The organism is Streptomyces sp. NPDC050528 (assembly GCF_044457795.1).
In the GTDB taxonomy this organism is placed as follows: Bacteria; Actinomycetota; Actinomycetes; order Streptomycetales; family Streptomycetaceae; genus Streptomyces.
The window spans coordinates 402,367-425,517 of record NZ_JBITHH010000009.1 but is presented as its reverse complement, the minus strand read 5'-3'; the positions used below and the strand labels follow the sequence as shown (position 1 = coordinate 425,517).

Sequence of the window (23,151 nt, the reverse complement as noted above, 5' to 3'; positions counted from 1 at the left end):
CTCACCGTGACGCGGATCGGGTGAGGTGTCAACGCCCGTGTTGTCGGGGGTTGTTCACTCGGGAGGGCTCAGGGAGCGATAGAAGTCGAGATGACTGCGCGCCGCCGCGTCCCAGGTGTGGCGGGCGGCGAGGGCACGCCCGGCGGCGACGCGGTCTGGGTCCTCGACCGCTAGGGCATGACCGAGCTCGGTGGCCAAGTCCTGTGGCGTGGTGGCGAATTGAGCGGCCCCACCGAACACCTCACGCAGCACGGGCAGATCCCGCACCACCAACGGGACGCCCGCCGCCAACGCCTCCATGGCGGCAAGACCGAAACCCTCCTTGAGAGACGGGAACGCGAACGCGCCCGCCCCGGCGACCAGCGACGGCAACTCGTCCTCTGCCACCTGCCCCAACACCACCGGTTCTACGGCGAGATCGGCGGCCCGTGACTCCCACCCCGCTCGGTAGTCCCGGTAGTCGAAGAGCGTCTCCCCGCCCGCGATCACCAGCCGCACGTCGGGACGGGCGGTGCGCAGCAGGGCGTAGGCCTCCAGGAGGTCCAGTGAGCCCTTGCGGGGTTCGATGCCGCCGACGGTGAGGATGTACGGGCCGAGGCGGGAGCGCCAACTCGCCTGTGCGGCCGGGTCGGCGGTGGCGAAACGGTCGTAGGCCACGCCGTTGGGAATGACCTGGGCCTCGATGCCCCAGCCGACCGCCAACTCCGCGGCGACCGCCTCCGACACGCAGATGTGTGCGTACGGCTCGACGATCGCGCGCTCGTGGCAGGCGGCCAGTTCGGGAGTGGTGAAGTGGTCGACGTGGTGGACCGTGCGGACGCAGCGGCCGGCCGCGTTGGCGCTGATGCAGTCCTGGGCGTGGACGACGTCGTAGGGCGTGGGGTCGAAGGCGGTGTGGAGGGTGGCGATGGAGCGGAGGATGCGTTCGCCGACGGTTTCCCCCGGAGGGCCGTCGGGGAACGGGACGATCCGGACGCGGACCGCCGGGTGCACCGGGCGGAAGAAGCCCGCGTCGCCGCCCCGGCCCAGGGTCCACACCGTGACGTCCTCGCCCAGGGCCGCGAGGGCCTCCGCGAGGGCGAGGGTGTGGACGACCCCGCCCCGCGGCTTGGTGGAGTAGCTGAGCAGGGCGATCTTCACGTACGGGACTCCCGGTAGGCGTCGGGGCGGCGCTCGTCGAGGTGGCGCAGGACACGGCGGGCGCGGTCGGTCTCGGCGGCGACGTCGATCTCGGCGACGGCGAGCCCGGCCTTGGACCAGGTGCGGGCGAGGATGTCGCCGCCCGGGCCGACCACCTTGGCCTGGCCGAGGAAGCGCATGCCGCCCATCGCGCCGGTCTGGTTGGAGGAGGCCAGGACGACCTGGTTCTCGGCGGCGCGCGACTGGTCGTACAGGTCGAAGAGGCGGGCCTGGCGGTCCTGGGCCATACGCGGGGCGCGGTTGGTGATGCTGGTGGGCCAGGCGGAGAGGCAGGCGAGGATCTCGGCGCCGTCCAGGGCCAGCGAGCGGGCCGACTCGGGGAAGGTCTTGTCGTAGTCGATGAGCATGCCGAGGCGGCCGACCGGGGTGTCGAAGGCGTCGAAGCGGTCCCCTGCGGTGTACGCGGTGACCTCGCCCGCCGGGAGGTGGACCTTGCGGTGCCGGCCGAGGATGCCGTCGCCGCTGACGCACACGGCGGCGTTGTAGCGCTCGGTTCCGCCGTCCTCGCAGTAGCCGACACAGACCACCATCTCGGCGGCCAGCCGGGCGACTTGGAGGATCAGCGGGTCGTCCGGCTTGAGGGCCGGGGGGAGCGTCTGGGGGTCGGGATGGCGCAGGTCGGCGAGGTAGCCGCCGAGGGTGGCGTCCGGCAGGACCAGCAGGCCGGCGCCGTTGCCGCGGGCGTCGTCGATGAGTTTGGCGACGCGGGCCAGGTCGAACTCCAGGTCGCGGCCGAAGTGGGCGGCCGCGGCCGCGATCCGGATGGTGCTCATGCGGTGACTGCTCCCGGGGCTGGTCCGTAGGTCTCGGGCCGCCGGTCGCGCAGGTGCCCCATCGACCGGCGGGCGGTCTCCAGGGCCTGTGCGACGTCGAGTTCGGCGACGGCGATGCCGGAGGTCACGCCCGTGTCGGCGAGGATCTCACCGCCCGGGTCGACGACCTTGGCACTGCCGACGAAGCGTAGCGACCCGAACGTGCCCGACTGGTTCGCGGACAGCCACACGATCTGGTTCTCCAGCGCGCGGGCCCGGTCGAACAGGTCGAAACGCCGCTTCCAGCGGTCCTGTTCGAGATCGGCGCTCGCCTTCGTGCGCGCACCCGGCCAGGCCGACACGCACACCCCGATCTCGGCGCCGTCCAGCGCCAAAGCTCGCGCCGACTCCGGGAACGCCTTGTCGTAGCAGATCATCATCCCGAGCCGACCGACCGGTGTGTCGAAGGCGTGGAAACGGTCCCCGGAGGCGTAGCTCGCGTCCTCGCTGAGCGGCTGGTGGACCTTGCGGTGGTTGCCGAGGACGCCGTCACCGGTGACGCAGACGACGCTGTTGTACTGCCGTCCGTCCCCGGCGGCCTCGCAGTATCCCGCCACGACCGTCAACTCCCCGGCCAGGGCGGCCAGTCGGCGGATCTCCGGGCCGTCGAGGGCGAGCGCGGGCGGGCCCTCGTCGAGTTCGCTGTCGTCGTCCAGGCTGAGCAGATAGCCGCCCAGGCACGCCTCCGGCAGCGCGAGAAGCCGTACGCCCTGCTCACCGGCCTCCTTGATCAGCCGTTCGGCGATCGCGAAGTCCTCCTCCAGGTCGCGGCCGAACTCGGCGGCCACGGCCGCCATCCGCAGCGTGCTCATGCCGTCCCCATTCCGGTCACCGCGGAGGCGACCGCCTCGGTGATCTCTCCGTCGGGCCAGCGCAGCCCGACCCCTTGGCCAGCTGTCAACTCCCCGCATACGGCGCCGATTGCGGGCCCGGCGGGCAGCGCGGGCGCGTGCGGCTCGTCGGCGGTGAGCATCGCGAAGCCCGGGAAACAGGTCAACCAGTCGCCCATCGAGGCGCCGGTCGGGCGTGGCACTTCGGCCATGTCGAGCACCGCTCCGCAGCCGCTCGCCTCGGCGAGCATCCCCAGCGTGCCGGCGATCCCGGCCATCGACACGTCCTTAGCTGCGGCCGGTCGTGCGGCGGCCACCGACCTTGTCATCGTGCGGAGTTCGTCCGTACGGCGATGGGTCGTCGAGTCCCACTGGCGGCCCCGGTAGCCCGCGCGCCAGCCGCCGCCGAGGTCGGCCGTGAGCCGTACGGCGTGTCCAGGGCGACCTCCGCCGCCGGGTACGGGCCGGTCGGTGCGGCCGAGCGCGGTTACCGACAGGGCGGCGGGGACACCGAGTTGGGTGTGGCCGCCGACCACCGGGACGCCGTAGGCCTGCGCCGCCCGGGTCAGTCCGGCGAGGATCAGCGCGGCGTGCGCGGCATCGCGTGCGCCCACCGCGTCCAGCAGGCCGACCGGTGAAGCGCCCATCGCCGCAAGGTCGTTGACGTTCACGAGGACCGCGCACCAGCCCGCCCACTCCGGGTCCCGCTCGACCATCGACGGCACGATCGCGTCGCACGCGGCGATCACATCGGTACCGGGGACGGGCGCGCCGTCGTCACCGACGAAGCCGGGCGGTGCGGGTAGTTCGGCGAGCAGTGGGCCCAACGCGGCTTTCGTGGCCGCGACTTGGGCCGCGATTCGTGTGATGGGCCAGCGCATCAGGACGTGGGGCGTACCGGCGACTTCCGTGGCCCGTATCGACTGCCAGCCGAGCCGGCGGAAGAGCACCTCGTTGCGGGCCTGTACGGTCGCGTCGAACCGCAGGGCGCCCTCCGCCTCGGCGCGTGCGCAGGCCGCCCGGACCAGTGCCGCGCCGATTCCGTGCGGGCCGCGTGCCTGTGGGGCGACGACGAGTCGACCGCCCTGCCACCAGCCGAGGTCCGGGCCGCTGTCGACCGGGCCCAGCCGCACCCCGCCGATGACCGTGCCGTCCGGGGCGCGGGCGACCAGGACGACGGTACGGGTGTCGGCGTCACGGTCGTCGAGGTCGTCGCCGGTGAAGAGCCCCTGTTCGTGGACGAAGCTCTCGGTGCGCAGCCGTCGGTAGGCAGCCAACTCGGCTTTGTCGGCGGCCTGTTCGATGTGGAACGCGGGGCGGCGGGCGAGGGTGCTCCGGTCGCCGAGCAGGGCCAGGATGTCGACCGGCCCGTCCGTCACGAGGGGTGCCGTGGAGCCGTCGAGGTACACGGTCATCACCCGCCCGCCGACTGCAGGACACTGCACGCGCCGCAGGCCGCGCAGCCCGCCTTCTGGGCGGCGCCGTTCATCCCGGCGGCGCGCAGCTTGGCCGCGACGCCCTCCGTGACGTACGTCAGGAGTTCGGCGCTCGGTGCCGGGATGCCGTCGCGGGCGGCGAGGGTGCCGGCCATCGGGCGGAACGGGACGACGAACGGGTACACGCCCCGGTCGATCAACTCGCCCGCTCCCGCGATGAGTTCGTCCGGGTCCTCGCCGAGTCCGACGAGCAGATAGGTGGAGACGCGGTTCCGTCCGAAGACCCGCACCGCCTCGTCCCACGCGGCCGCGTACTCGGTCATCGGGACCGTCGACTTGCCCGGCATCCAGCGCCGCCGCACCTCCTCGTCGAGGGACTCCACATGGATGCCGATCGTGGTGGCCCCGGCGTCGTGCAGCGCGCGGATCCAGGCGAGGTCGCCGGGTGGTTCGCACTGCACCTGGATGGGGAGGCCGGGCACCGCTTCGAGGACGGCGCGCACGGAGCGGACGAGGTTGCGCGCGCCCCGGTCGGGGCCGGTGGTCGTGCCCGTGGTCATGACCATCTGCTTGATGCCGTCCAACCGGACTGCCGCTTCGGCGACTTCGGCGAGCTGCGCCGGTGCCTTGGCGGCGACCGTGGCGCCCGAGCGCAGGGACTCCTCGATGGTGCAGAAGCGGCAGCGGTCGGACTCGGCGTAGCGGATGCAGGTCTGGACGACGGTGGTGGCGAGGACGTCGGCGCCGTGGAGGCGGGCGATGTGTTCGTAGGGGGTGCCGTCGGTGGTGGTGAGGTCGTAGAACTTCGGGCGGTTCACGGGGGTCAACGCGAGCCCGGTGTCGGTGAGTTGTCCGTCCTCGTCGCCGAGCCAGACCTTGCCGTCGCGTACGCGGTAGGGGCTGGCGGGGTTGGTGGGCAGTGCGGCGTTGGCACCGTCGACGAGGACGTGGCCGTCGCCGCTCGGACCGGCGCCGTCGGGTCGCCGTACGGGGGCGTCCAACGCGACGCCGTGCAGGGCGAGTTCGGCGCGGGTCAGGATGCGTACATCCACCGCCGTACTCGTCGATTCGGTGCCAACGCTCACAGCGGCCCCCTTACAGCTGGTAGGTGGAGTTGATGATGGCGCCCTTGCGCGCGTAGTGGATCAGCGCGTCCTGGACGTCCAGCGGGTGGGTCGGGATGACGCCCTCGATGAGGTCCTCCTCGCGGGCGCCGTGCAGGGACAGGCCGAAGCGGCAGCAGAAGACCTTGCCGCCCTCGGCGATGAACGTCTTGAGCTGGTTGTTGATGTTGTGCTCGCCGGGGAAGGCCGAGTTCCCGGTGGTCGGGAAGCCGCGTGTGGCAAGGCAGTTGAGGGAGCCGGGGCCGTAGAAGTAGATGGCCGTCTCGAAGCCCTTGCGCAGGGCGCGGGTCGCCTGGAGGACGGCGACGAAGGAGACCGACGACTCGTGGGCGATGCCGTGGACGAGCGTGAAGTACGTCTCGCCGTCCTCGGCCTTGTAGTCGGGGAACACCTTTGTGGCGCCGTAGATGCTGGTGCCGTCGGGGAGGGACGGGTGGGGGATCTCGTTGAGGGACTGCTGCTCGATCTCGCTGAGTTCGACGGTTTCGGACATGGCTGTCTCCTTGTGCGTACCGGACTTGAGAGGGGAGTCGGTCAGTCGTAGAGCGCGGCGAACGTGTCCCGGAAGACCAGGTCGCCGAGTTCGCCGCCGCCGGTCGCTTCGGCGAGGCGGGCGTACTCGCCCGTGAAGTCGCCCCACGGCTGGTCGCTGGCGAAGAGCACCCGGTCATGGCCGATACCGCGGCGCTCGATCTCCCGGGCCAGCCAGCGGGGAGTGAAACCGATGGCCCAGGAGAGGTCGGTGTAGACGTGCTTGCCGGCGGTGATCCAGTCGAAGAACCGGGAACCGGCGAGCTTGATGTGGCCGCTCATCCCGCCGCCGAAGTGCACGAGATGGACGGGGACTTGATCGGCGTACCAGTCGACCAGGTGGCCGACCTCGTCGATGTCGGAGGCGGCGCCGGGGGAGGTGTGGACGTGGACGACCAGGTTGTGGCGGGCCGCCTCGGCGAAGATGCGGTCCAGGTGGGGGCGGCAGGCCGGGTCGGTGGGGCGGCCGCCGAGCAGGAAGCTCAGCTTGAGCGCCTTCACGCCCCGCTCGCCCGCCAACTCCAGTGCCTGGGAGGTGCGTTGCTCGTCCTCGGGGCGAGGGGAGACCCAGAGCCCGGCGCGTATACGGTCGTCGGTCTGGGCGGCCTCGATCGCCAACTCGTTGAAGGAGAAGGCGATCGCGGGGTCCGGGACGCCGTAGTTCGGGATGACCAGGGCGCGTTCGGTGCCCTCCGCGTCCAGGTCGGCGATGAGCTGCTTGACGGTGGCGCGGGCGGTGGTGTCGGGGTTGACCGGCGGGCCGCCGTAGAAGGGGTAGGCGGGGAGGACGCCGATGTGGCGGTGTGCGTCGTAGACCATGTGTGTCGTCCCGTTCCTCGTCCTCGTCCTGTTCTTCTCCTCGTCCTTCTCTTGCCTCAGCCGATCGGGAGGGCGGAGGCGAGGTCCGTGGGGGCGCCGGTGAGGGTGCCGCAGACGTCGGCCAGGCGGCGGGAGGCCTCGATGTGGTTCGCGAGGAACTCCGCGTCCCTGCCCACCGCTTCGAAGCGTCCCGAACCCCACGAGTGCTGCCAGGGCAGGCCGAGGAAGTACAGGCCGGGGACGCTGGTGGCGCCGCGCCAGTGCATCGGGTAGCCGCGGCCGTCGAAGACCGGGGCCTCTATCCAGCGGTGGTCGCGGCGGAACCCGGTCGACCAGACGACGGACGTGATGTCGGCCTGGTTCAGGTCGAGTTCGCGGGGTTGGTCGTCCGGTTCCCACACGGGGATGTAGCGGGGTTCGTCCGGTGCCGCGATGTCGTGGGCGGTGATGTGGGCGTCGATGGCGTCCTTGATGCCCTCGGCAACGGCGTCCGCGTGGTCGAGGTTCACCTTGAGGTCGTCGGCGAACTCCACTGCCGTAGCGCTGACTTCGGTGAGTCGGCCGTAGAGCCGCATGCCGTCGCGGGCGAAGGCGCGCAGGTCGATGTCGCGGCCTCCGTCGCGGCCGGTGACGTAGTGGTTGACGCGCATCCGGACCGCGCCGGCGTCGTCGAAGTCGTCGATGCTCTTCGCGTAGTGGCCCATCTCGTCGAGCCAGGCCACACAGTCCCGGCCGCGGTAGAAGCGGGCCACGCGTGGCGCGCTGCCGACGGCCAGGTGGACCTGGCGGCCGGCGAGGTGCAGGTCCTCGGCTATCTGGCAGCCGGACTGGCCGGTGCCGACCACCAGGACGGCGCCCGGGGGGAGTTGGGCGGGGTTGCGGTAGCGGGAGGAGTGGACCTGGGTGATGGAGTCGGGCAGTCGCTGGGCCATCGGGGGGAGCGAGGGGGTGTGGTAGGGGCCGGTCGCTATGACGACTTGGTCGGCGGTGAAGTCCCCTTCCGTCGTGGTGAGTTCGAAGACTCCGCTCGGGGAGCGGCGCAACCTGGTGACCGTCACGCCCTCCACCAGCGGCGGGCGGAAGTGGGCGACGTAGCCCTCCAGGTACCGCACGATGTCGTCGCGGACCATGAAGCCGTGGGGGTCGTCGCCCTGGTAGGGGTAACCGGGCAGCCTGCACTGCCAGTTGGGGGTCACCAGACAGAAGGAGTCCCAGCGGCGCTCGCGCCACTCGTGGCCGACCCGGTGGGCCTCGACGACGACGTGGTCGATGCCGCGTTCGCGGAGCTCGTGGCTGACCGAGAGGCCCGCCTGACCACCGCCCACCACGGCCACCGAGTGGTGCGCGCCGGCCAGCCGTGTCGCCGGGCTCATCGGGGGCTCCCGTCGGCACCGGTCAGGGACTCGACCGTGACCTTGGCGCCGCTGACATCGCCGTACGCGGCGGCTTGCCGCTCTATGCGGGCGAGTTGATCGGAGGCGCCGGTGCAGTAGAAGCCGAACTTCTCCCGTACGCGTTCCCCGGCAATACCGAGCGCGGTACGGCTGCGCTCGACGAATTCGGTGAGCTCGTATGCGGAGCCCGGGGTGAAGTAGTCCTCGACTATCGTGGAGGGGGAATAGCAGCGCTGGGTCAGTCCGTCGGGCCAGCGCACATCGAAATACATCTCGGGCATGACATCCTCCATGCCGCGCGCCGAGGTCTTGCCACCTCGCCGCTCTCCATGGCGACCAACTTCAGCCCTGGGGATTTCCGAACGAAGTCATCGGGAACAAAGGGGAGTTGCGAAAACCTCACCGCGACCCGGGGGTGATGTCAGCTATTCGTTACCGCCTGTTGAGGTTTCGGCGGACGGCCAATGCGCGAGCGAGATCATCCCCATCACCCGGCGTATCAGGTAGAAGGCCAGCGGCAGTTCGACGAACAGTGCCAACGCCGCCGACCACCAGACCTCCGACGTGCCGAAGGCGAGGGACACGTCGAACCACGCGTCGCAGATCAGCAGGACCGACGTGGTGAGCGCCGCCAGGATGACGGCGCGGTTCCGGCGCCAGCCGAGCAGCGCGGTGGACGCCATCGCGACCACGAGCAGGACGTCGAAGCCGACCCAGGTCAGGCGCCACTGGTGCACCTCGTACCCGGAGGGCAGCGTCACCGCCAGCAGGACCGTCCACGGGATCAGTCCCACGGCGCAGACGGTGAGCAGTTCCAGGGTGTGGCGCCGGTGCCGGCGTACCCGCTCCAGCACGTCGGGCGCCGGAGTGGGGGCCTCGACCCGGTTGCGGGTGTCGGCGTTTATCGCGTCGCTCACCTCGACTGCTCCGTTCTCAAACGTCCGATGGTGATCCAGTAGGGCAACGCCTCCTTCGGCGTCATTTCTTCCCGAGGGCGGCGGGTGCGGATTCCGTGCCTCCGGATCCCCTCAAATCGTATGGATCTCCCCAATAGCGGAGGAAGGGAGCGGCGGACTAGACTCGCGCAACCAACGATCCGGGGAAGGTCCGGCATGCGACGGTGGGCGGAATTCGTTCTTCGGCATCGCAAGGCGGTAGTGGCGTTCTGGGGTCTGGTGCTGGTCGCCGGCATCCTGCTGGCCGGTCGCACCACGGACCGGCTGACGATCGACTTCTCCCTGCCCGGCCAGCCCGGCACCGTGACCGCGCACAAGATCGAGGGCGCCTTCGGCAGCGGCGGCGACACCAACCCCTATCTGGTCGCGGTCACCCTCCCGGCAGGGCAGACGATCACCGGTCACGAGACGGACGTCGGGAAGGTCTTCACGGCCGTCGGCACGGCGGTACCGGGCGTGCGGGTGATCGACGAGGCGAACACCGGTGACAAGGCCTTCCGGACGAAGGACGACCGCACCGCGTACGCGCTGGTCTTCTACCGGTTCAACCCGTCACCCAGCCAGAAACCGCTCACCGATCCGATCCACGCGGCGGCCGAGAAGGCCATGCCCGCCGGCGCGGTGGTCGGAGTGACCGGTGAGGACCCGCTGGCCTCCGGCGGCGACGACGGGGGCGGACCCGGGGTGCTCGGCGAGACGCTCCTCGGCGCGGTCGGCGCACTCGCCGTCCTCGCCTTCGTGTTCGCCTCCTTCCTGGCCCTGCTGCCGCTGCTGGTGGCCGCGGTGTCGATCCTCGCGACCTTCGTGATGCTGCTGCCGCTCACCTACGCCACCGACGTGTCGTTCATCGTGCAGTTCCTGGTCGCGCTGATCGGCCTGGGCGTGGCGATCGACTACTCGCTGCTGTTCGTCACCCGCTGGCGCGAGGAGCGCGACCGCGGCCGGGAGAACCACGAGGCGGTCGTGGTCGCGATGGAGCACGCCGGGCACGCGATCGTGTTCAGCGGCGTCACGGTCGCCATCGGCCTGCTCTCCCTGGTCGTCCTACCGGTCCCGTTCCTGCGCAGCATGGGCTACGGCGGTGCGCTCATCCCGCTCGCGAGCGTGCTGACGACGCTCACCCTGACCCCCGCGATCCTCGGCGGCATCGGACCGAAGGTCGACTGGCCCAAGATCCGGCACGAGAACCGGGCCAGCCGCTTCTGGAGCCGCTGGACCGCAGCCGTCGTACGGCGCCGCTGGATCGCGGCCGCCGCCGCGCTGGCCGCGCTCGCCGCCCTGGTCGGTGTCTTCCTCGGCATCAAGATCGGCCTCGCCTCCTCGGAGTCGCTGGCCAAGAGCGGCCCCGCGTACGAGACGCTGCAGACCCTGGAGCGGGGCGGCGTCCCGACCGGCGCGCTGACCCCGATGGAGGTCCTGGTCAGCACCGACCGGGCGAAACCCGTCGCCGCCGAGCTGGCCAAGGTCGACGGCGTGACCAGCGTGCTGGTGCCGACCGGGCCCGCGGGCAACCGGGGCGGACAGAGCATCGTCGTCGTCATCCCGGACACCGAGACGGTGAACTCGAAGAGCGTCGACGTGGTCCGACGCGTCAAGACCGCCACCGAGCACCTGCCGGGAGTCGTGGGTGTCGCCGGCGTCGGCGCGGCGCAGATCGACTTCCTGCACGCCGTCTACGGCAACTTCCCGCTGATGCTCACGATCATCGCGCTGCTGACGTACGTCCTGCTCGTGCGCGCCTTCCGCTCGCTGCTGCTGCCGTTGAAGGCCGTGCTGCTCAACCTGATCTCTCTGGCGGCGACCCTGGGCCTGATGGTGCTGTTCTGGCAGGACGGCCACGGCTCGAACACGCTCTTCGGGATCGCCGCGACCGGGGCCGTCACGTTCTGGATCCCGATCATGATCTTCGCGTTCCTGTTCGGACTGTCCATGGACTACGAGGTGTTCATCCTCTCCCGCATCAGGGAGGAGTACGACGCCGGGCTCTCCACCGACGACGCGGTCGTCGAGGGCATCGGCCGCACCGGACGGCTCGTCACCAGCGCCGCACTCATCCTCTTCCTCGCCTTCGCCGCGCTGGCCTCGGGACCGGGTACCGACCTGAAGACGCTGGCAACCGGCCTGGGTATCGGCATCCTGCTCGACGCGACCATCGTGCGGATGCTGCTCGTTCCCTCCCTCGTCTCCCTCTTCGGCGGCTGGAACTGGCACCTGCCCGCCTGGGCGGCCCGCCCGCTGCGGGTACAGCCGTCCTCTCCGCACCCGGAGCCTTCCGCGCCCGCGGACTAGGGCCTGGCCCAAGCCCCCCGGCCGAAGCGGAACGGCGTGAGCGCGTCCGGGCGACGACCGGTGCGTACGTAGTCGGCGAGATGGTGTCCGGTGACGGGCCCCAGGGTGACGCCGAGCATGCCGTGCCCCGTCGCCGCGAACGCGTTGTCGTGCCCGGGGACGCGGTCGATGACCGGAAGCCCGTCGGGGAGGAAGGGCCGACCGCCCACCCACGGGTCCCGGATGAGGCTCACCAGGTCGTCGGGGTCGTCGAACCAGCGGCCCAGGTACTGCCGGCTCGCGAGCGCGACGGCGACGACGCGGCGCCAGTCGAGGCGGTTGTTGTTGCCGCTCAGCTCCATCGTGCCGCCGATGCGGGTGGTGGGGCCGATCGGCGAGGCGACGGCCCGGCGCTCGCCGAAGTACAGCGTGTGCCGGGGCGCCGGGTCCAGGTCGACGGAGAAGCTGTAGCCCTTCCCCGCCTGGAGCGGCAGGGGATGGCCGAGCGCGCCGAGCAGCTCCGAGGAACGCGTGCCGGCCGCGATGACGGCGGCCGAGCAGGGGATCTCGCCGGTCGCGGTGCGCAGCGCGGTGACGCGGTTGCCCTCGGTGCGGAACCCGGTGGCGTCCGTGTCCTCGTGGATCTTCACGCCGGACGCGGTGAGCGCCTCGCCCAGCGCACGGGCGAACGCCTCCGGATCGACCACGCCCTCGCCCTCGACCAGATAGGCGGCGCGGACCCGGTCGGACAGCGCCGGGTCGAGGAGGCGGGCCTCGTCGCCCGTGACGACGTCGTCGGGCAACGGGTAGCGGCCGTGCGCCATCTGCCGCTGGACGGCGAGGTGATGGCGGGCCTCGGCGGGGGAGAGGAACGCGTGCACCATGCCGGGCCGTGTGAGGCCGGTCTCGACGCCGGCCGCGCGCAACCCGTCGAAGAGGTCGAACGTGGTCCGATTCAGCTCTGCGATCGCCGTGTAGCCGCGCCGGAACGCGGCCGGTGTGCTGCTGCGCCAGAACCGCCACAGCCACCGGACGAACGCCGGGTCGGGCAGCGGCCGTAGATACAGGGGCGAGTCCGGGCGGCCCAGGGAGCGGAGCGCGTAGCGCACCACGCCGGGGGCCGGGACCGGCGTCGAATGGCTGAGGCAGACCCAGCCCGCGTTGCCCCGGGACGCCCCGGACCCCAGCGCGCGCCGCTCGACGACCTCCACCTCCAGGCCGGCCTCGGCCAGGTAGTAGGCCGTGCACAGGCCCACGACACCGCCGCCGACCACGACCACGGGACCGCCGTGCCCGGTCATGACGTGGATCCGTAGGCGGCGAGGAACTCCCGGGTGCGGGCCTGTTCGGGACGGTCGATGACCTGTTGCGGTCGGCCTTCCTCCACGATCCGGCCGCCGTCGACGAAGACCACGTGGTCGGACACCTCGCGGGCGAAGGGGAGTTCGTGGGTGACCAGCAGCATCGTCATGCCGTCGGCGGCCAGTTCGCGCATCACGCTGAGCACCTCGCGGGTGGCCTCCGGGTCGAGGGAGGAGGTGGGTTCGTCGAAGAGCAGTACCTCGGGCCGGAGCGCCAACGCCCGGGCGATGGCGACCCGTTGCTGCTCGCCGCCGGAGAGCCGGTCGGGCAGGGCGAGGCCGCGGTGGGCCACCCCGACCCGGCGCAGCAGAGTGACGGCCCGTTCCAGGGCCTCCGACTCCGGTACGCCGGCCTTGCGTTGGGCGACCACGATGTTCTCCACGGCCGTGAGGTGGGGGAAGAGGTTGAAGCGCTGGAAGACCATGCCGACCGTGCGGCGCAGTCCGGGCAGGTCGCGGCAGACGATGCGGCCGTCGCGGTGCACCACCTCCCCGGCGACCTCCACCGTGCCCCGGTCGGGCCGCTCCAGCAGGTTGACGCAGCGCATCAGGGTCGTCTTGCCGCCCCCGCTCTGCCCGATGACGCTGACGATCCGGCCGCGGTCGACCTCAAGACTCACGTCGTCGAGCACGAGCCGGCCGTCGAAGGACTTGCTCAGCCCCTCGATCCGAACGATCGCTTCCGTAGAGGCAGTTGGGGCGGACTTCGCCGTGGTGACGGGCTCGGTCATACGGCCGCCTCCTTCAGGTCGGCCCCCGTGCCGAGCTCGGCGGCGAGCAGCGCCCGCGCCGTACGCACCCGGCGCCGTCGCCAGGGGGACAGCGGGACGCCCGCGCGCACCTTGCGCTCCAGCAGCAGGAGGAGTTGGGAGAGCGGATAGCACAGGGCGAAGTAGATGGCCGAGATGACCAGGTACACCTCCAGCGCCCGGAAGGTGGCGGACGTGATGAGCCGTCCCTCCGACATCAACTCGGCGGCGGACACGGTGACCAGGAGCGAGGTGGACTTCAGCAGGTCGACCAGCATGGTGTTGGTACCGGCCAGCGCCTGCCGGACCGCCTGCGGCAGCACGATGTGGACGAAGATGCCCACCCGGCCCAGCCCCAGCGCCTCACCGGCCTCGGTCTGCCCGTCGTGCACCCCGCTGATCGCGGACCGGAAGATCTCGGACAGATAGGCGGCGTAGAAGACGACGAGACTGAGGCACCCGGCGGAGAACACGTCCAGCCGGATGCCCGCCGAGGCCAGACCGAAGTAGGTCAGGAAGATGATGGCCAGCAGCGGGACGTTCTTGAAGATCTCCGTGTAGACGGCTGCGACGGCACGCGCGGGCCACGCCTTGCTGAGCCGGAGCAGCGCCACGACCAGACCCAGCACGACCGCGCCGGTGAAGCTGACCACCGTGTACGAGACCGTGCGCCAGAGCGCGTCGATCAGGTCGGACCGGTAGTCGGACCAGGGGACTTGGAAAAGATCCGACATGTCAGCTCCTCACTTCCCGATGGACGGCGGCGTCCAGTCGTTCGGCCGGTCCACACCGCGTCGGGCGGTGGCGACATCGGCGGCGGGCTTCAGGAACTGCTCGGGATCGCCGCCGTACTTCTTGACGAGCTTCGCCAACTCGCCGTTCTTGTACATGGCGTCGATCTGCGCGGAGATCGCCCGCTCCAGCTTGGTGGCCTTCTTGGGGAGGTAGAAGCCCGTCTGGTACGGCTCGAAGTACTGGAGGGCCGGCTTCGCCTTCACCTCGGCGGCGGTCGGCGGGGTCAGGTACTCGGTGGCGATCTTCAGGTCCGGGCGCTGCTTCTGCGCCGCGATGATGATCAGGGGGTCCAGGAAGCCGACGTCGATCCGGCCGGCGCCGAGGTCGTCGAAGACGCCGTTGGCGTCCGGGTAGGCGTGCAGCTTGGCGCCGGGCACGGCCTGGATCGACTTGACCCAGACATAGCCGTCGACCGTGCCGAGGTTCAGGCCCTTGAGGTCGGCGACCGTCTTGTACGTCTTGCCGCTGCGGACGGCCATCGCCGGGGGCGAGTAGTACGGCGGGTCGGTGAACAGCCCCTGTTTCTGCCGGTCGGCGGACCAGGCGACGCCGCCGACGGTGATGTCGACGCGGCGGGATTGGACCCCGGCGAGCATGCCCGCGAAGTCCGTGACCTGGGGCTTGATTTCGAGACCCAGCTTCTTGGCCACGTAGGTGAGGATGTCGCCGTCCAGGCCGACGATCTTCCCGCCCCGCTCGGTGGTGTAGGGCGCGTACGGCTGGACGGCCACTTTCAGGACGCCGGGCGTGAGCGTGCCCAGGGCGGCGGTTTTCGCGGAGACGTTCTTCGGGGCGTCGTCGCCCCCGGAACCACAGGCGGCGACGGTGGACAGCATCAGCGTCGCGGACAACGCGACGACAAGCGGGCGCACACGGATCATCGGCACGGGCCTTCCGTATCGGCACTGAGGAATCGGCACTGAAGGGACCCGCCGTTCACCGCGCTGTGCCCTCGGCGGGAAGTGATTGGGCCCAAACGCTAGGCATCAACCCGGCGTACGTCATCGTCCACTTCGTACGAAGTTGTGGCCGGATTCATCCGCTCCCCTGTACGGTGCGTCCAATCCGGCCCGCCCGCGACGGGAGGAAACCCCGTGCTCAGCCCGTCACTCGCCCAGGAGATCGCCGGGGACACCTCCGCCGTCATCGGCTTCAACGTGCTGATCACCGACGCGGAGGGCATCGTCATCGGCAGCGGCGACAGCAGCCGCGTCGGCAGCTTCCACGAGGCGTCCGTCGATGTCGTCCGTACGAAGGAACCAGCCACGCACAGCGCCTCCCAGGCACAGCAACTGCGCGGTGTACGCCCCGGGATGACCCTCCCGCTGATCACCAACGGACAGGCGGTGGGCACGGTCGGCATCACCGGCACCCCCGCCCAGGTCCGCCGCTTCGGACTCCTCGTCAAACGCCAGACGGAGATCCTGCTCCGGGAGTCCGTGATGCTCCGCTCCCGGCTGCTCGCCGAACGGGCCGCCGAGAAACTCCTCACCGACATCGCGTCCTACGACCCCCAGGTCGTCGAGGGCGACTTCCTCGTGTTCCGCGCCGCCGAACTCGGCTTCGACCTGCGGCTACGGCGGGTCGCCGTCGCCTTCGAGGTGAGCGTGCCCCACCCTGCGCCCCGCCGCCAGGGCGGCACCCAGACCCGGGACATGGCCCTGATCCGCTCCGAACTGCTGCGCACCGTGGGCGAGATCTTCGCCGACCCCCAGGACATCGTCGCCTCCACCGCACCCGGCTGGATCGGCGTCCTGCACCGGCTCCCCGCCGGATGCTCCACGCCCTCCCTCGTCGCCGACTGCCGACGGGTCACCGATCTCATCGCGGCCCAGGACGGGCTCGTCGCCCGCGCCGGGATCGGTGAACCGGCCACCTCCGTCGGCGGGTTGCACGACTCCTACCAGGACGCGTGCGACGCGCTGCGGCTCGGTGTCCGGTTCGCCGACACCACCCCCGTCAGCCTGATCACCGACCTGCGGGTCCACCAGGTGGTGACGGCGGTGAGCCAGGCGGCCCGCAACCGCCTGCTGGAGCTCACCGCCACCGAACTGCGCGCCCAGCCCGACTGGCCCGCCCTCCGTGACACGGTGACCGCCTGGTGCGAGAGCGGGTTCAACCTCGTCCGCAGTGCCGAGGCCCTGCACATCCACCGGAACACCGTCGTCTACCGGATGAACAAGATCGAGCAGATCACCGGCCGCTCCCTGCGGGAGTACCGGACGGCCATGGCCCTCTATCTCGCGTGCCTGGCCGACCGGTTGGGCGGTGGAACGGTCCGCTGAGCGTCAGGCCGAGGTGCCCCGGGCACGGAGCATCCGGCTCACCTCGTCGGAGCGTTCCAGAAGGGTCGTGCGGACCACCGGGACCGCCTCCTGGGACACCTGCCTGGCCTGCTCGACGTACGGGGCGTCGATGGCGTGCAGGGGGAAGAGATGGCGCGTATAGCTCATCGCCAGGAGCATTCCGCCCTGGTGCAGCTTCGGGACCGCCTCCAAGTAGCGCTCGGCATAAGGGGCCAGCAGCGTGTCCTGGCCGGGGCGCCAGAAGGCCGCCGCCACCAGGCCGACCGAGTTGACGGGGACCGTGCGGTCCACGGCCAGCTGCTGCCAGACCTCCGCCTTCGTGCCCGCGTCGGGCAGCGCGGCCCGCACGGTGAGGGCGCGGAGCCACGCGTCGGGGTCCGGGTCACGCGCGAGCAGCAGGTCGGACTCCGCGGCGATGTCACCGCCCAGCTCCGCCTCGCGGACCAGCGCACGCCAGAGCAAGTCCACGTCGTCACCGGCCTGTTGACGGAGCCAGGCGAGATCGTCCGCCGTCGTCGCGGTACGGGCCAGCCCGCGCAGCGCGACCCGACGGCGGCCGGGGTCCCCGGCGAGACTCCGGCAGGCGGCCGCCACCTCCGCCGACAACGCGGCGCGCTCGGCGGGCGGCGCCCACAGTTCCGCCGCGTTCGCGGCGAGGGTCAGATACGGCTCGATCACGGCGTCGGACGTCTCGGCCGCCAGCACCGAGGTGAGGCACCGCCCGGCCTCCGCCGCCGTGGCCTCACCGGTCGTCAGCATGTCCCATACGGTGGCCGCGGCCACGCCCCGGGAGATGGCCGTCGGCAACTGCGCCGCCGTCCGGAAGAGGGCGTCCCGGGTCGTGGGATCCGGGCGGGTCGTCGCGAAGGTCAGGTCGTCGTCGTTGATCAACAGGACGTCGGCGGCGGGCGGCAGGCCGGTGATCGCGGTACGCGGCTCCGACACCTCGACCCGCACCAGCGCCTCGCGTACCAGCGCGTCGCCGTTCCTGGTGTACGCGCCCACCGCCAGTACCTGCGGACGCGGGCTGCCGGCGGCCACCAGTGTGACCGTGTCGCCGTCGCGCTCCAGCGTGAAGCGGTCGGTGCCCGCCGTCGCCAGCCAGGCCGTGCGCCACGCGTCCAGGTCGCGGCCACTGGCCTCGGACAGGGAGTCGATCAGGTCCTGGAGCGTGGTGTTGCCCCACGCGTGGCGGGCGAAGTAGGCGGCCATGCCGGTCCTGAAGTCGTCCTCGCCGACGTACGTCTTGAGCTGCTGGAGGACGGACGCGCCCTTGGGGTACGTGATGTTGTCGAAGATCGACGCGGCCTCGGCGACGTCGTGGATGGGCTGGTGGATGGGGTGCGAGGCGGGGCCCTGGTCGGACAGGTACGCGCTGATCTTGCCGATCATCAGATGGCTCGCCCACGCGTCCGTGTGCCGGGTGGCACGCTCGGCCGCCCAGTGGCAGGCGAACTCCGCGAACGCCTCGTTCAGCCACAGGTCGTCCCACCAGCGCATGGTGACGATGTTGCCGAACCACATGTGCGCCATCTCGTGCAGCAACACCCGTGCCAGCAGCCCGTGTTCGGCCGGCGTCGGCGCGGCGCGGCGCAGGAACGCGTCCGACCAGGTCACACAGCCGTAGTTCTCCATCGCCCCGCCGAACTCGGGCATGAACACCTGGTCGTAGCGGCGCTGCGGGAACGGCATCGCGAAGGCCTCGGCGTAGAAGGCGAGGCCCTGGCGGGTGAGGGTGAGGATCTCGTCGGCGTCGCGGTCCAGTACCTCGGCGAGTGAACTGCGGGAGTACAGGCCCAAGTTGTAGCCGTCGATCTCGCGGCGGACCTCGTGGAAGGGGCCTGCGTTGATCACCGTGTTGTACGCGGACAGGGGCGGGGTGTCCGGGAAGGTCCAGCGGCGGGCCGCGTCCAGCTCCTCGACCCGCGCGTCACCGGAGTTGCTCGTGACCGTCCATGCGGAGGGTGCCGTGACGGTGAAGGCGTGCGGGGCCTTGAGGTCGGGCTGGTCGAAGCAGGCCCAGACGAAGCGGGCCTCGTCCGGTTCGAAGCTCATCCACACGTACACCTCGCCGTCGGCGGGGTCCGTCGCCTTGTGGACGCCCTCGCCCGCCGTGGTGTCGGACTGGACGCTCTCCACCCGCAGCACGTTGTGCTCCGCGAGGGACGGGAGTGGGATCCGCCCGTCCTCGGCGGGGGCGAGTTCGACCCCGTTGAGCGTCGCGCTCAGCACCCGTGCCGCGCAGTCCACGAAGGTCTCCGCGCCCGGCTCACGACAGGTGAACGCCACGGTGGAGACGGAGCGGACCTCCGGCCCGTCGGGCAGTGCGGTCAGATCGACGTCCACGTCGTACCGCTCGACCGCGATCAGTCCGGCCCGGCGCTCGGCTTCGGTGCGGGTCAGGCTTCGGATCCCCATGCGTCCTCCCTCGGCAGACAGCGGCCGTCAGCGTACGACGGGGATCGCTGCGGAGCGCAGGGGTTTTCGGGGGTGTCGGCGTCGGCCGCGGTCGATCGGGGCCGCGTCGGGACGCGGGGCGCGGTCCGTGTGCGGTCCGGTGAGCACGGTCCGGGGTCTCGACCCTCAAGTCTCAGCTCCGTGTGGGTGGTTGACGGGCCGCGGCGACCGGGCCGTGGCCGGCGGACGGCCGGGAATGCCACGCCGGGCGCTCGTCCCCGTCCGAGCGCCCGGCGTGGGTGTGGGCGGGGCCGGTGGCGCGGTGGGTGCTCGTCCCCGTCCGAGCGCCGGACCGCGCGTCGCCGACCCCGCCGTATCACCGCCCCCGGAGCCCCGCGCTGATGACCCTGCCGGTCTGTCGCGCGGTCTCCGCGAGCCGTTCCAAGTGGTGCGCCGGGTCGGTGAGGACGCACAGGGCCGCCACGGGAGTTCCGCGCAATCCCAGCAGCGGCACCGCCGCGCAGCACACCCCGGTCACCACTTCCTCCCGGTCGAACGCGGCGCCGCGCTCCCGTATCGCGTCGGCGTCCGCCGCCCAGGACGCGGGGAGCGGCCCCAGCAGGGAGGCCGGCGCGGTCGTGGCGACCAGGACCTTGCCCGCCGCGGTGAACCACGGCCAGGTCATCCGGGTGCCCAGCGGCTCGGGCCGTTGGGTGTCGTCGGGACACCACTCGACCATCAGCGTCTCGCCCTTCCACAGCACGGCGATCCCCACCGTCGTGCCGGTGAGCTTCGCCAGCCGGCGCATCGGTTCCCGCGCGGCGGAGCGCAACCGGGGATGCGGCTGCCACGCGCGCCCCAGGCGGAACATCCGCGGGCCCACCCGGTAACTTCCCCCGCACCGTTCGACCGCGCCCAGGTCCGCCAGTTGTTCCAGCAGGCGGTACGCGGTCGTCTTGGGCAGCCCGCACTCGGACGCCAGCCTGGTCGGCCCCGCCTGTACGGCCCGCTCCACCGCCTCCAGCAGCGCGAAGGCGCCCTCCAGCACACTCCTTCCGCCGGCGCTTTCCCTGGTGGCCGGTAAGGTCTCCGGCCGCCGTACCGGCACCCGTGTCTCCGGTGCCATCACTCCTTGTGTGATCACACGTCTCGCCCCCGTTTGCCTGTTGCGCAGCCGCCAGGCGACGGCCCTGCCGTCGTGCCGGGACGGGACGCGGTCGGCGGCCCGTCCGTTCCCCAGCAGATTCGCACCGGTGTGTGACCGGAAACCTTGTCGAAGGCTTGTCGCGCCGCGCACGCGTCTGTGAAAGAAAGGAGGAGGCTTTGTGTAGGGGGGAGGTGCACACCATGGTGGACGTGCAGTTGCTCGGGCCCGTGGAACTGTCGGCGGAAGGGCACGCGGTGGAGGTGGGCCCGCCCCAACGTCGCACCGTGATGGCCGCGTTGGCCGTGGACATCGGCCGGCCCGTCGCGGTCGACGTCGTCATCGAGCGGGTCTGGGGCCCGCGTGCCCCGGACGGCGCGCGCGGCGCGGTGCACGCCCATGTCGCGCGGATACGGCGGGTGTGCGAGCGGGCCGCCGAGACCTCGCGGGATCCCTTATTACTCGTGCGCCGTTCCGGCGGATATCTGCTGGAGGCGCGCCCGGACCAGGTGGACGTGTACCGCTTCCGGCAGTTGGTCGACCAGGCGCGGGCGGCGGGACCGGCCGACCCGGTGCGGGCCGTGCTGCTGCGCGAGGCGCTCGACCTGTGGCGCGGCGAGCCGCTGTCCGGGCTGAACGGGGAGTGGGCGGCCCGGATGCGCGAGGCCTGGCGGCGACAGCATCAGGACGCCGCCGTCGGCTGGGCCCGCGCGGAGCTGCGCCACGGCGATCCCGCCCCCGTCATCGGCCCGTTGACCGGCCTGCTCGGCGAGTACCCGCTCGCCGAACCCCTCGCCGAAGCCCTGATGCGGGCCCTGCACGAAACCGGCCGCAGCGCGGAGGCCCTCGACTGCTATGCCGCCGTCCGCAAACGCCTCGCCGAGGAACTGGGCACGGACACCGGACCGGCCCTGCGCCAGCTCCACCAGTCGATCCTGCGCGGCCACCGCTCCACCGCGACCCCACGCCCCCAGCCGTCGGCGGTGATACGCCAGACCGAGCATCCTGCCCAACTCCCCATGTCCGTACGAGGGTTCACCGGCCGCGACGGCGAACTGGCCCGCCTCGCCACGATCCTCGCCTCGGCCGAGGGCGAGTCCGCCGCCGTGGTCATCTCGGCGGTGTCGGGCATGGCGGGCGTCGGGAAGACCGCCCTCGCGGTGCACTGGGCACGCCGGGTCGAAAGGGCGTTCCCCGACGGGCAGTTGTACGTGAACCTGCGGGGATTCGACCCGCAAGGGGCGCTGGTGCAGCCGACCGAGGCGGTACGCGGCTTCCTGGACGCACTCGGGGTACGGCCGGAGCGCGTGCCACCCGGCCTGGAGGCCCAAGTCGGCCTGTACCGGAGTCTGTTGACGGGGCGTCGGATGATGGTCGTCCTAGACAACGCCCGTGACGAGGAACAGGTCCGCCCGCTGCTGCCGGGCGCCGTCGGCTGCATGGCCCTGGTGACCAGCCGGAACCGTCTGACCGGGCTGGCCGCGACCGAGGGCGCCCATCTCCTCGCCGTGGACCCGCTGACACCGGCCGCCGCACGGAACGTCCTCGCGGAACGGCTCGGCGTGGGCCGGGTCGCGGCCGAACCGGCGGCGGTGGCCGACCTCGTCACCTGGTGCGCGGGACTGCCCCTCGCGCTGGCCGTGGTCTCGGCACGAGCCGCCGCGCAACCGCACCAGCCCCTGGGAACACTCGCGGAGGAACTCCGGGAAGCGGGCGGCCGGTTGGACGCCCTGGACGGCGGCGAGGAGTCCAGCCAGGTACGGGCGGTGTTCTCCTGGTCCTACAGCGCGCTCAGCCCCGCCGCGGCCCGCCTGTTCCGCCTGCTGGCCCTGCACCCCGGACCCGACCTGGACCAGCGCGCGGCGGCCGCACTGGCCGACGTACCGCCCGAGCGCGTCCGACCGCTGCTGGCCGAACTGACCGTCGGCCACTTGCTGGTCGAGCACGCCCCGGGGCGCTACGCCTTCCACGACCTGCTGCGCGTCTACGCAGCGGAACTCGTCATCGCCTACGACGACGAGTGGGAACGCCGGTCCGCGCGGCACCGGATGATGGACCACTACCTCCACTCCGCGCGGGCCGCCGACGTACTCGTGACCCCGCAGCCCAACCCGGTGGAGGCACCCGCGCCCAGACCCGGGGCGAACCCGGTCGAGTTCGAGGACTACGACCGGGCACTGGCCTGGCTCGTCGCCGAACACCCGGTGCTGCTCGCGCTCGTACGACAGCCCCAGCCCGGCTTCGACGCCCACGTCTGGCGGCTGGTCACCGTCCTGACCACCTTCCTGGACCGGCACGGCTACTGGCAGGCGCTGCTGACCGCCGGGCACCGCGCACTGGCGGCGGCCGAACGGGAGGGCGACCTGACCGGCCGGGCGGGTGCCCACCGCGGACTGGGGCTGGCCCTGGACCGGTTGAAGTGCCCGGAACCCGCCCGCGAGCACTATCTGCGGGCCCTCGAACTCTTCGCCGCGGCCGGCAGCGACGCCGGCCAGGCCCGCACCCACCAGCACCTCTCGCGGATGTCCGGGGGCCAGGGCAACGCCGAACGCGCGCTGGAACACGCCTACCGGAGCCTGGAGCACTACCGGGCCGCGGGCGACCGGGCGGGACAGGCCGCCGCGTTGAACCACATCGGCTGGCGGCTGGCGCACCTCGGCGACCATCTCCGCGCACTCGGACACTGCGAACAGGCCCTCGAACTCGCCCGGGCGGCCGGGGACGTGGACGGACAGGCCCACATCTCCGACAGCCTGGGCTACATCCACCACCAACTCGGCGGCTACCAACAGGCAGTTGACCGTTACCGGCAGGCGGCCCAGTTGTTCCACGCGACGGGGGAGCGGCACAGCGAGGCGGCCTGTCTCACGTGCCTCGGCGACAGTCATCGCAGCGCGGGCCAGTCCGACGCGGCCCGCGAGGTGTGGATCCGCGCGCTCGCCCTGACCACCGAACTCGGCCTGCCCGACGACGATCCCATCCGCGCCGGGTTGCGGGACCGACTCGGGGACGGCCCACTGCCGTAGCGG

General features: G+C 71.6%; 19 protein-coding genes. 3 read left to right on the top strand and 16 right to left on the bottom strand.

The genetic code is table 11. The features are described 5' to 3' along the window. Nucleotides 1-54 precede the first annotated feature (54 nt). The 10 genes from ACIBK4_RS31060 to ACIBK4_RS31015 all read right to left on the bottom strand — a co-directional run bounded on the left by ACIBK4_RS31060 (nucleotide 55) and on the right by ACIBK4_RS31015 (nucleotide 9,063). Nucleotides 55-1,140: an MSMEG_0565 family glycosyltransferase gene (locus ACIBK4_RS31060; protein ID WP_398999925.1), complete on the bottom strand. Its 1,086-nt coding sequence runs from the start codon at nucleotides 1,138-1,140 to the stop codon at nucleotides 55-57. After that, nucleotides 1,137-1,973 carry a carbon-nitrogen hydrolase family protein gene (locus tag ACIBK4_RS31055; protein WP_398999923.1) on the bottom strand — a complete coding sequence of 279 codons (837 nt, stop codon included), beginning with the start codon at nucleotides 1,971-1,973 and terminating at the stop codon, nucleotides 1,137-1,139. The genes ACIBK4_RS31060 and ACIBK4_RS31055 overlap by 4 nt, the downstream gene beginning before the upstream one ends. Next, entirely contained in the window at nucleotides 1,970-2,824 is an 855-nt protein-coding gene (locus ACIBK4_RS31050; RefSeq protein WP_398999921.1) for a carbon-nitrogen hydrolase family protein, read from the bottom strand. Before ACIBK4_RS31050 ends, ACIBK4_RS31055 begins: the two co-directional genes overlap by 4 nt. Further along, nucleotides 2,821-4,287, bottom strand: a complete 1,467-nt coding sequence (locus ACIBK4_RS31045) for an MSMEG_0567/sll0787 family protein (RefSeq protein WP_398999919.1) — start codon at nucleotides 4,285-4,287, stop codon at nucleotides 2,821-2,823. Before ACIBK4_RS31045 ends, ACIBK4_RS31050 begins: the two co-directional genes overlap by 4 nt. After that, entirely contained in the window at nucleotides 4,257-5,363 is a 1,107-nt protein-coding gene (locus tag ACIBK4_RS31040) for an MSMEG_0568 family radical SAM protein (RefSeq protein WP_398999917.1), read from the bottom strand. Before ACIBK4_RS31040 ends, ACIBK4_RS31045 begins: the two co-directional genes overlap by 31 nt. A 10-nt stretch (nucleotides 5,364-5,373) precedes the next feature. Beyond that, nucleotides 5,374-5,895 (bottom strand): MSMEG_0572/Sll0783 family nitrogen starvation response protein, encoded by a 522-nt coding sequence (locus ACIBK4_RS31035; RefSeq protein WP_033279770.1) that lies wholly within the window; start codon nucleotides 5,893-5,895, stop codon nucleotides 5,374-5,376. 41 nt (nucleotides 5,896-5,936) lie between these two features. Next, nucleotides 5,937-6,752, bottom strand: coding sequence for an amidohydrolase family protein (locus ACIBK4_RS31030; RefSeq protein ID WP_398999914.1), 816 nt, complete (start codon nucleotides 6,750-6,752; stop codon nucleotides 5,937-5,939). Nucleotides 6,753-6,808: 56 nt separating this feature from the next. Next, entirely contained in the window at nucleotides 6,809-8,125 is a 1,317-nt protein-coding gene (locus ACIBK4_RS31025; protein ID WP_398999912.1) for an MSMEG_0569 family flavin-dependent oxidoreductase, read from the bottom strand. After that, complete coding sequence (locus ACIBK4_RS31020) at nucleotides 8,122-8,427, bottom strand: MSMEG_0570 family nitrogen starvation response protein (protein WP_398999910.1); 306 nt, start codon at nucleotides 8,425-8,427, stop codon at nucleotides 8,122-8,124. Before ACIBK4_RS31020 ends, ACIBK4_RS31025 begins: the two co-directional genes overlap by 4 nt. A gap of 144 nt (nucleotides 8,428-8,571) precedes the next feature. Then, complete coding sequence (locus ACIBK4_RS31015; protein ID WP_398999908.1) at nucleotides 8,572-9,063, bottom strand: hypothetical protein; 492 nt, start codon at nucleotides 9,061-9,063, stop codon at nucleotides 8,572-8,574. A 195-nt stretch (nucleotides 9,064-9,258) separates the two neighbouring features. On the opposite strand from ACIBK4_RS31015, the gene ACIBK4_RS31010 reads away from it, so the two are divergent. Further along, nucleotides 9,259-11,391 carry an MMPL family transporter gene (locus ACIBK4_RS31010; RefSeq protein WP_398999906.1) on the top strand — a complete coding sequence of 711 codons (2,133 nt, stop codon included), beginning with the start codon at nucleotides 9,259-9,261 and terminating at the stop codon, nucleotides 11,389-11,391. On the opposite strand, the gene ACIBK4_RS31005 is transcribed toward ACIBK4_RS31010, so the two are convergent. The 4 genes from ACIBK4_RS31005 to ACIBK4_RS30990 are packed head-to-tail and all read right to left on the bottom strand — an operon-like array spanning nucleotide 11,388 to nucleotide 15,156. Continuing rightward, on the bottom strand, nucleotides 11,388-12,671 hold the full coding sequence (locus tag ACIBK4_RS31005) for an NAD(P)/FAD-dependent oxidoreductase (RefSeq protein WP_398999904.1): 1,284 nt from the start codon (nucleotides 12,669-12,671) through the stop codon (nucleotides 11,388-11,390). The genes ACIBK4_RS31010 and ACIBK4_RS31005 overlap by 4 nt on opposite strands. Beyond that, complete coding sequence (locus ACIBK4_RS31000; RefSeq protein WP_398999902.1) at nucleotides 12,668-13,462, bottom strand: amino acid ABC transporter ATP-binding protein; 795 nt, start codon at nucleotides 13,460-13,462, stop codon at nucleotides 12,668-12,670. The genes ACIBK4_RS31005 and ACIBK4_RS31000 overlap by 4 nt, the downstream gene beginning before the upstream one ends. Next, on the bottom strand, nucleotides 13,459-14,214 hold the full coding sequence (locus ACIBK4_RS30995) for an amino acid ABC transporter permease (RefSeq protein WP_398999900.1): 756 nt from the start codon (nucleotides 14,212-14,214) through the stop codon (nucleotides 13,459-13,461). The genes ACIBK4_RS31000 and ACIBK4_RS30995 overlap by 4 nt, the downstream gene beginning before the upstream one ends. Nucleotides 14,215-14,223: 9 nt before the next feature. Further along, nucleotides 14,224-15,156 (bottom strand): substrate-binding periplasmic protein, encoded by a 933-nt coding sequence (locus tag ACIBK4_RS30990; RefSeq protein ID WP_399000089.1) that lies wholly within the window; start codon nucleotides 15,154-15,156, stop codon nucleotides 14,224-14,226. Nucleotides 15,157-15,369: 213 nt separating this feature from the next. On the opposite strand from ACIBK4_RS30990, the gene ACIBK4_RS30985 reads away from it, so the two are divergent. Beyond that, the gene (locus ACIBK4_RS30985; protein ID WP_398999898.1) at nucleotides 15,370-16,560 is read left to right on the top strand and encodes a CdaR family transcriptional regulator; all 1,191 of its coding nucleotides are present in this window, start codon (nucleotides 15,370-15,372) and stop codon (nucleotides 16,558-16,560) included. A gap of 3 nt (nucleotides 16,561-16,563) precedes the next feature. On the opposite strand, the gene pepN is transcribed toward ACIBK4_RS30985, so the two are convergent. Both pepN and ACIBK4_RS30975 read right to left on the bottom strand, forming a co-directional pair. Beyond that, a complete protein-coding gene (pepN, locus tag ACIBK4_RS30980) occupies nucleotides 16,564-18,999 on the bottom strand; it encodes an aminopeptidase N (protein ID WP_398999896.1) in 2,436 nt (811 codons plus the stop codon). Nucleotides 19,000-19,354: 355 nt separating this feature from the next. After that, nucleotides 19,355-20,104, bottom strand: a complete 750-nt coding sequence (locus ACIBK4_RS30975; protein WP_398999894.1) for an IclR family transcriptional regulator — start codon at nucleotides 20,102-20,104, stop codon at nucleotides 19,355-19,357. A gap of 221 nt (nucleotides 20,105-20,325) precedes the next feature. On the opposite strand from ACIBK4_RS30975, the gene ACIBK4_RS30970 reads away from it, so the two are divergent. Beyond that, nucleotides 20,326-23,148: an AfsR/SARP family transcriptional regulator gene (locus ACIBK4_RS30970; RefSeq protein ID WP_398999891.1), complete on the top strand. Its 2,823-nt coding sequence runs from the start codon at nucleotides 20,326-20,328 to the stop codon at nucleotides 23,146-23,148. The last annotated feature ends 3 nt before the right edge of the window (nucleotides 23,149-23,151 follow it).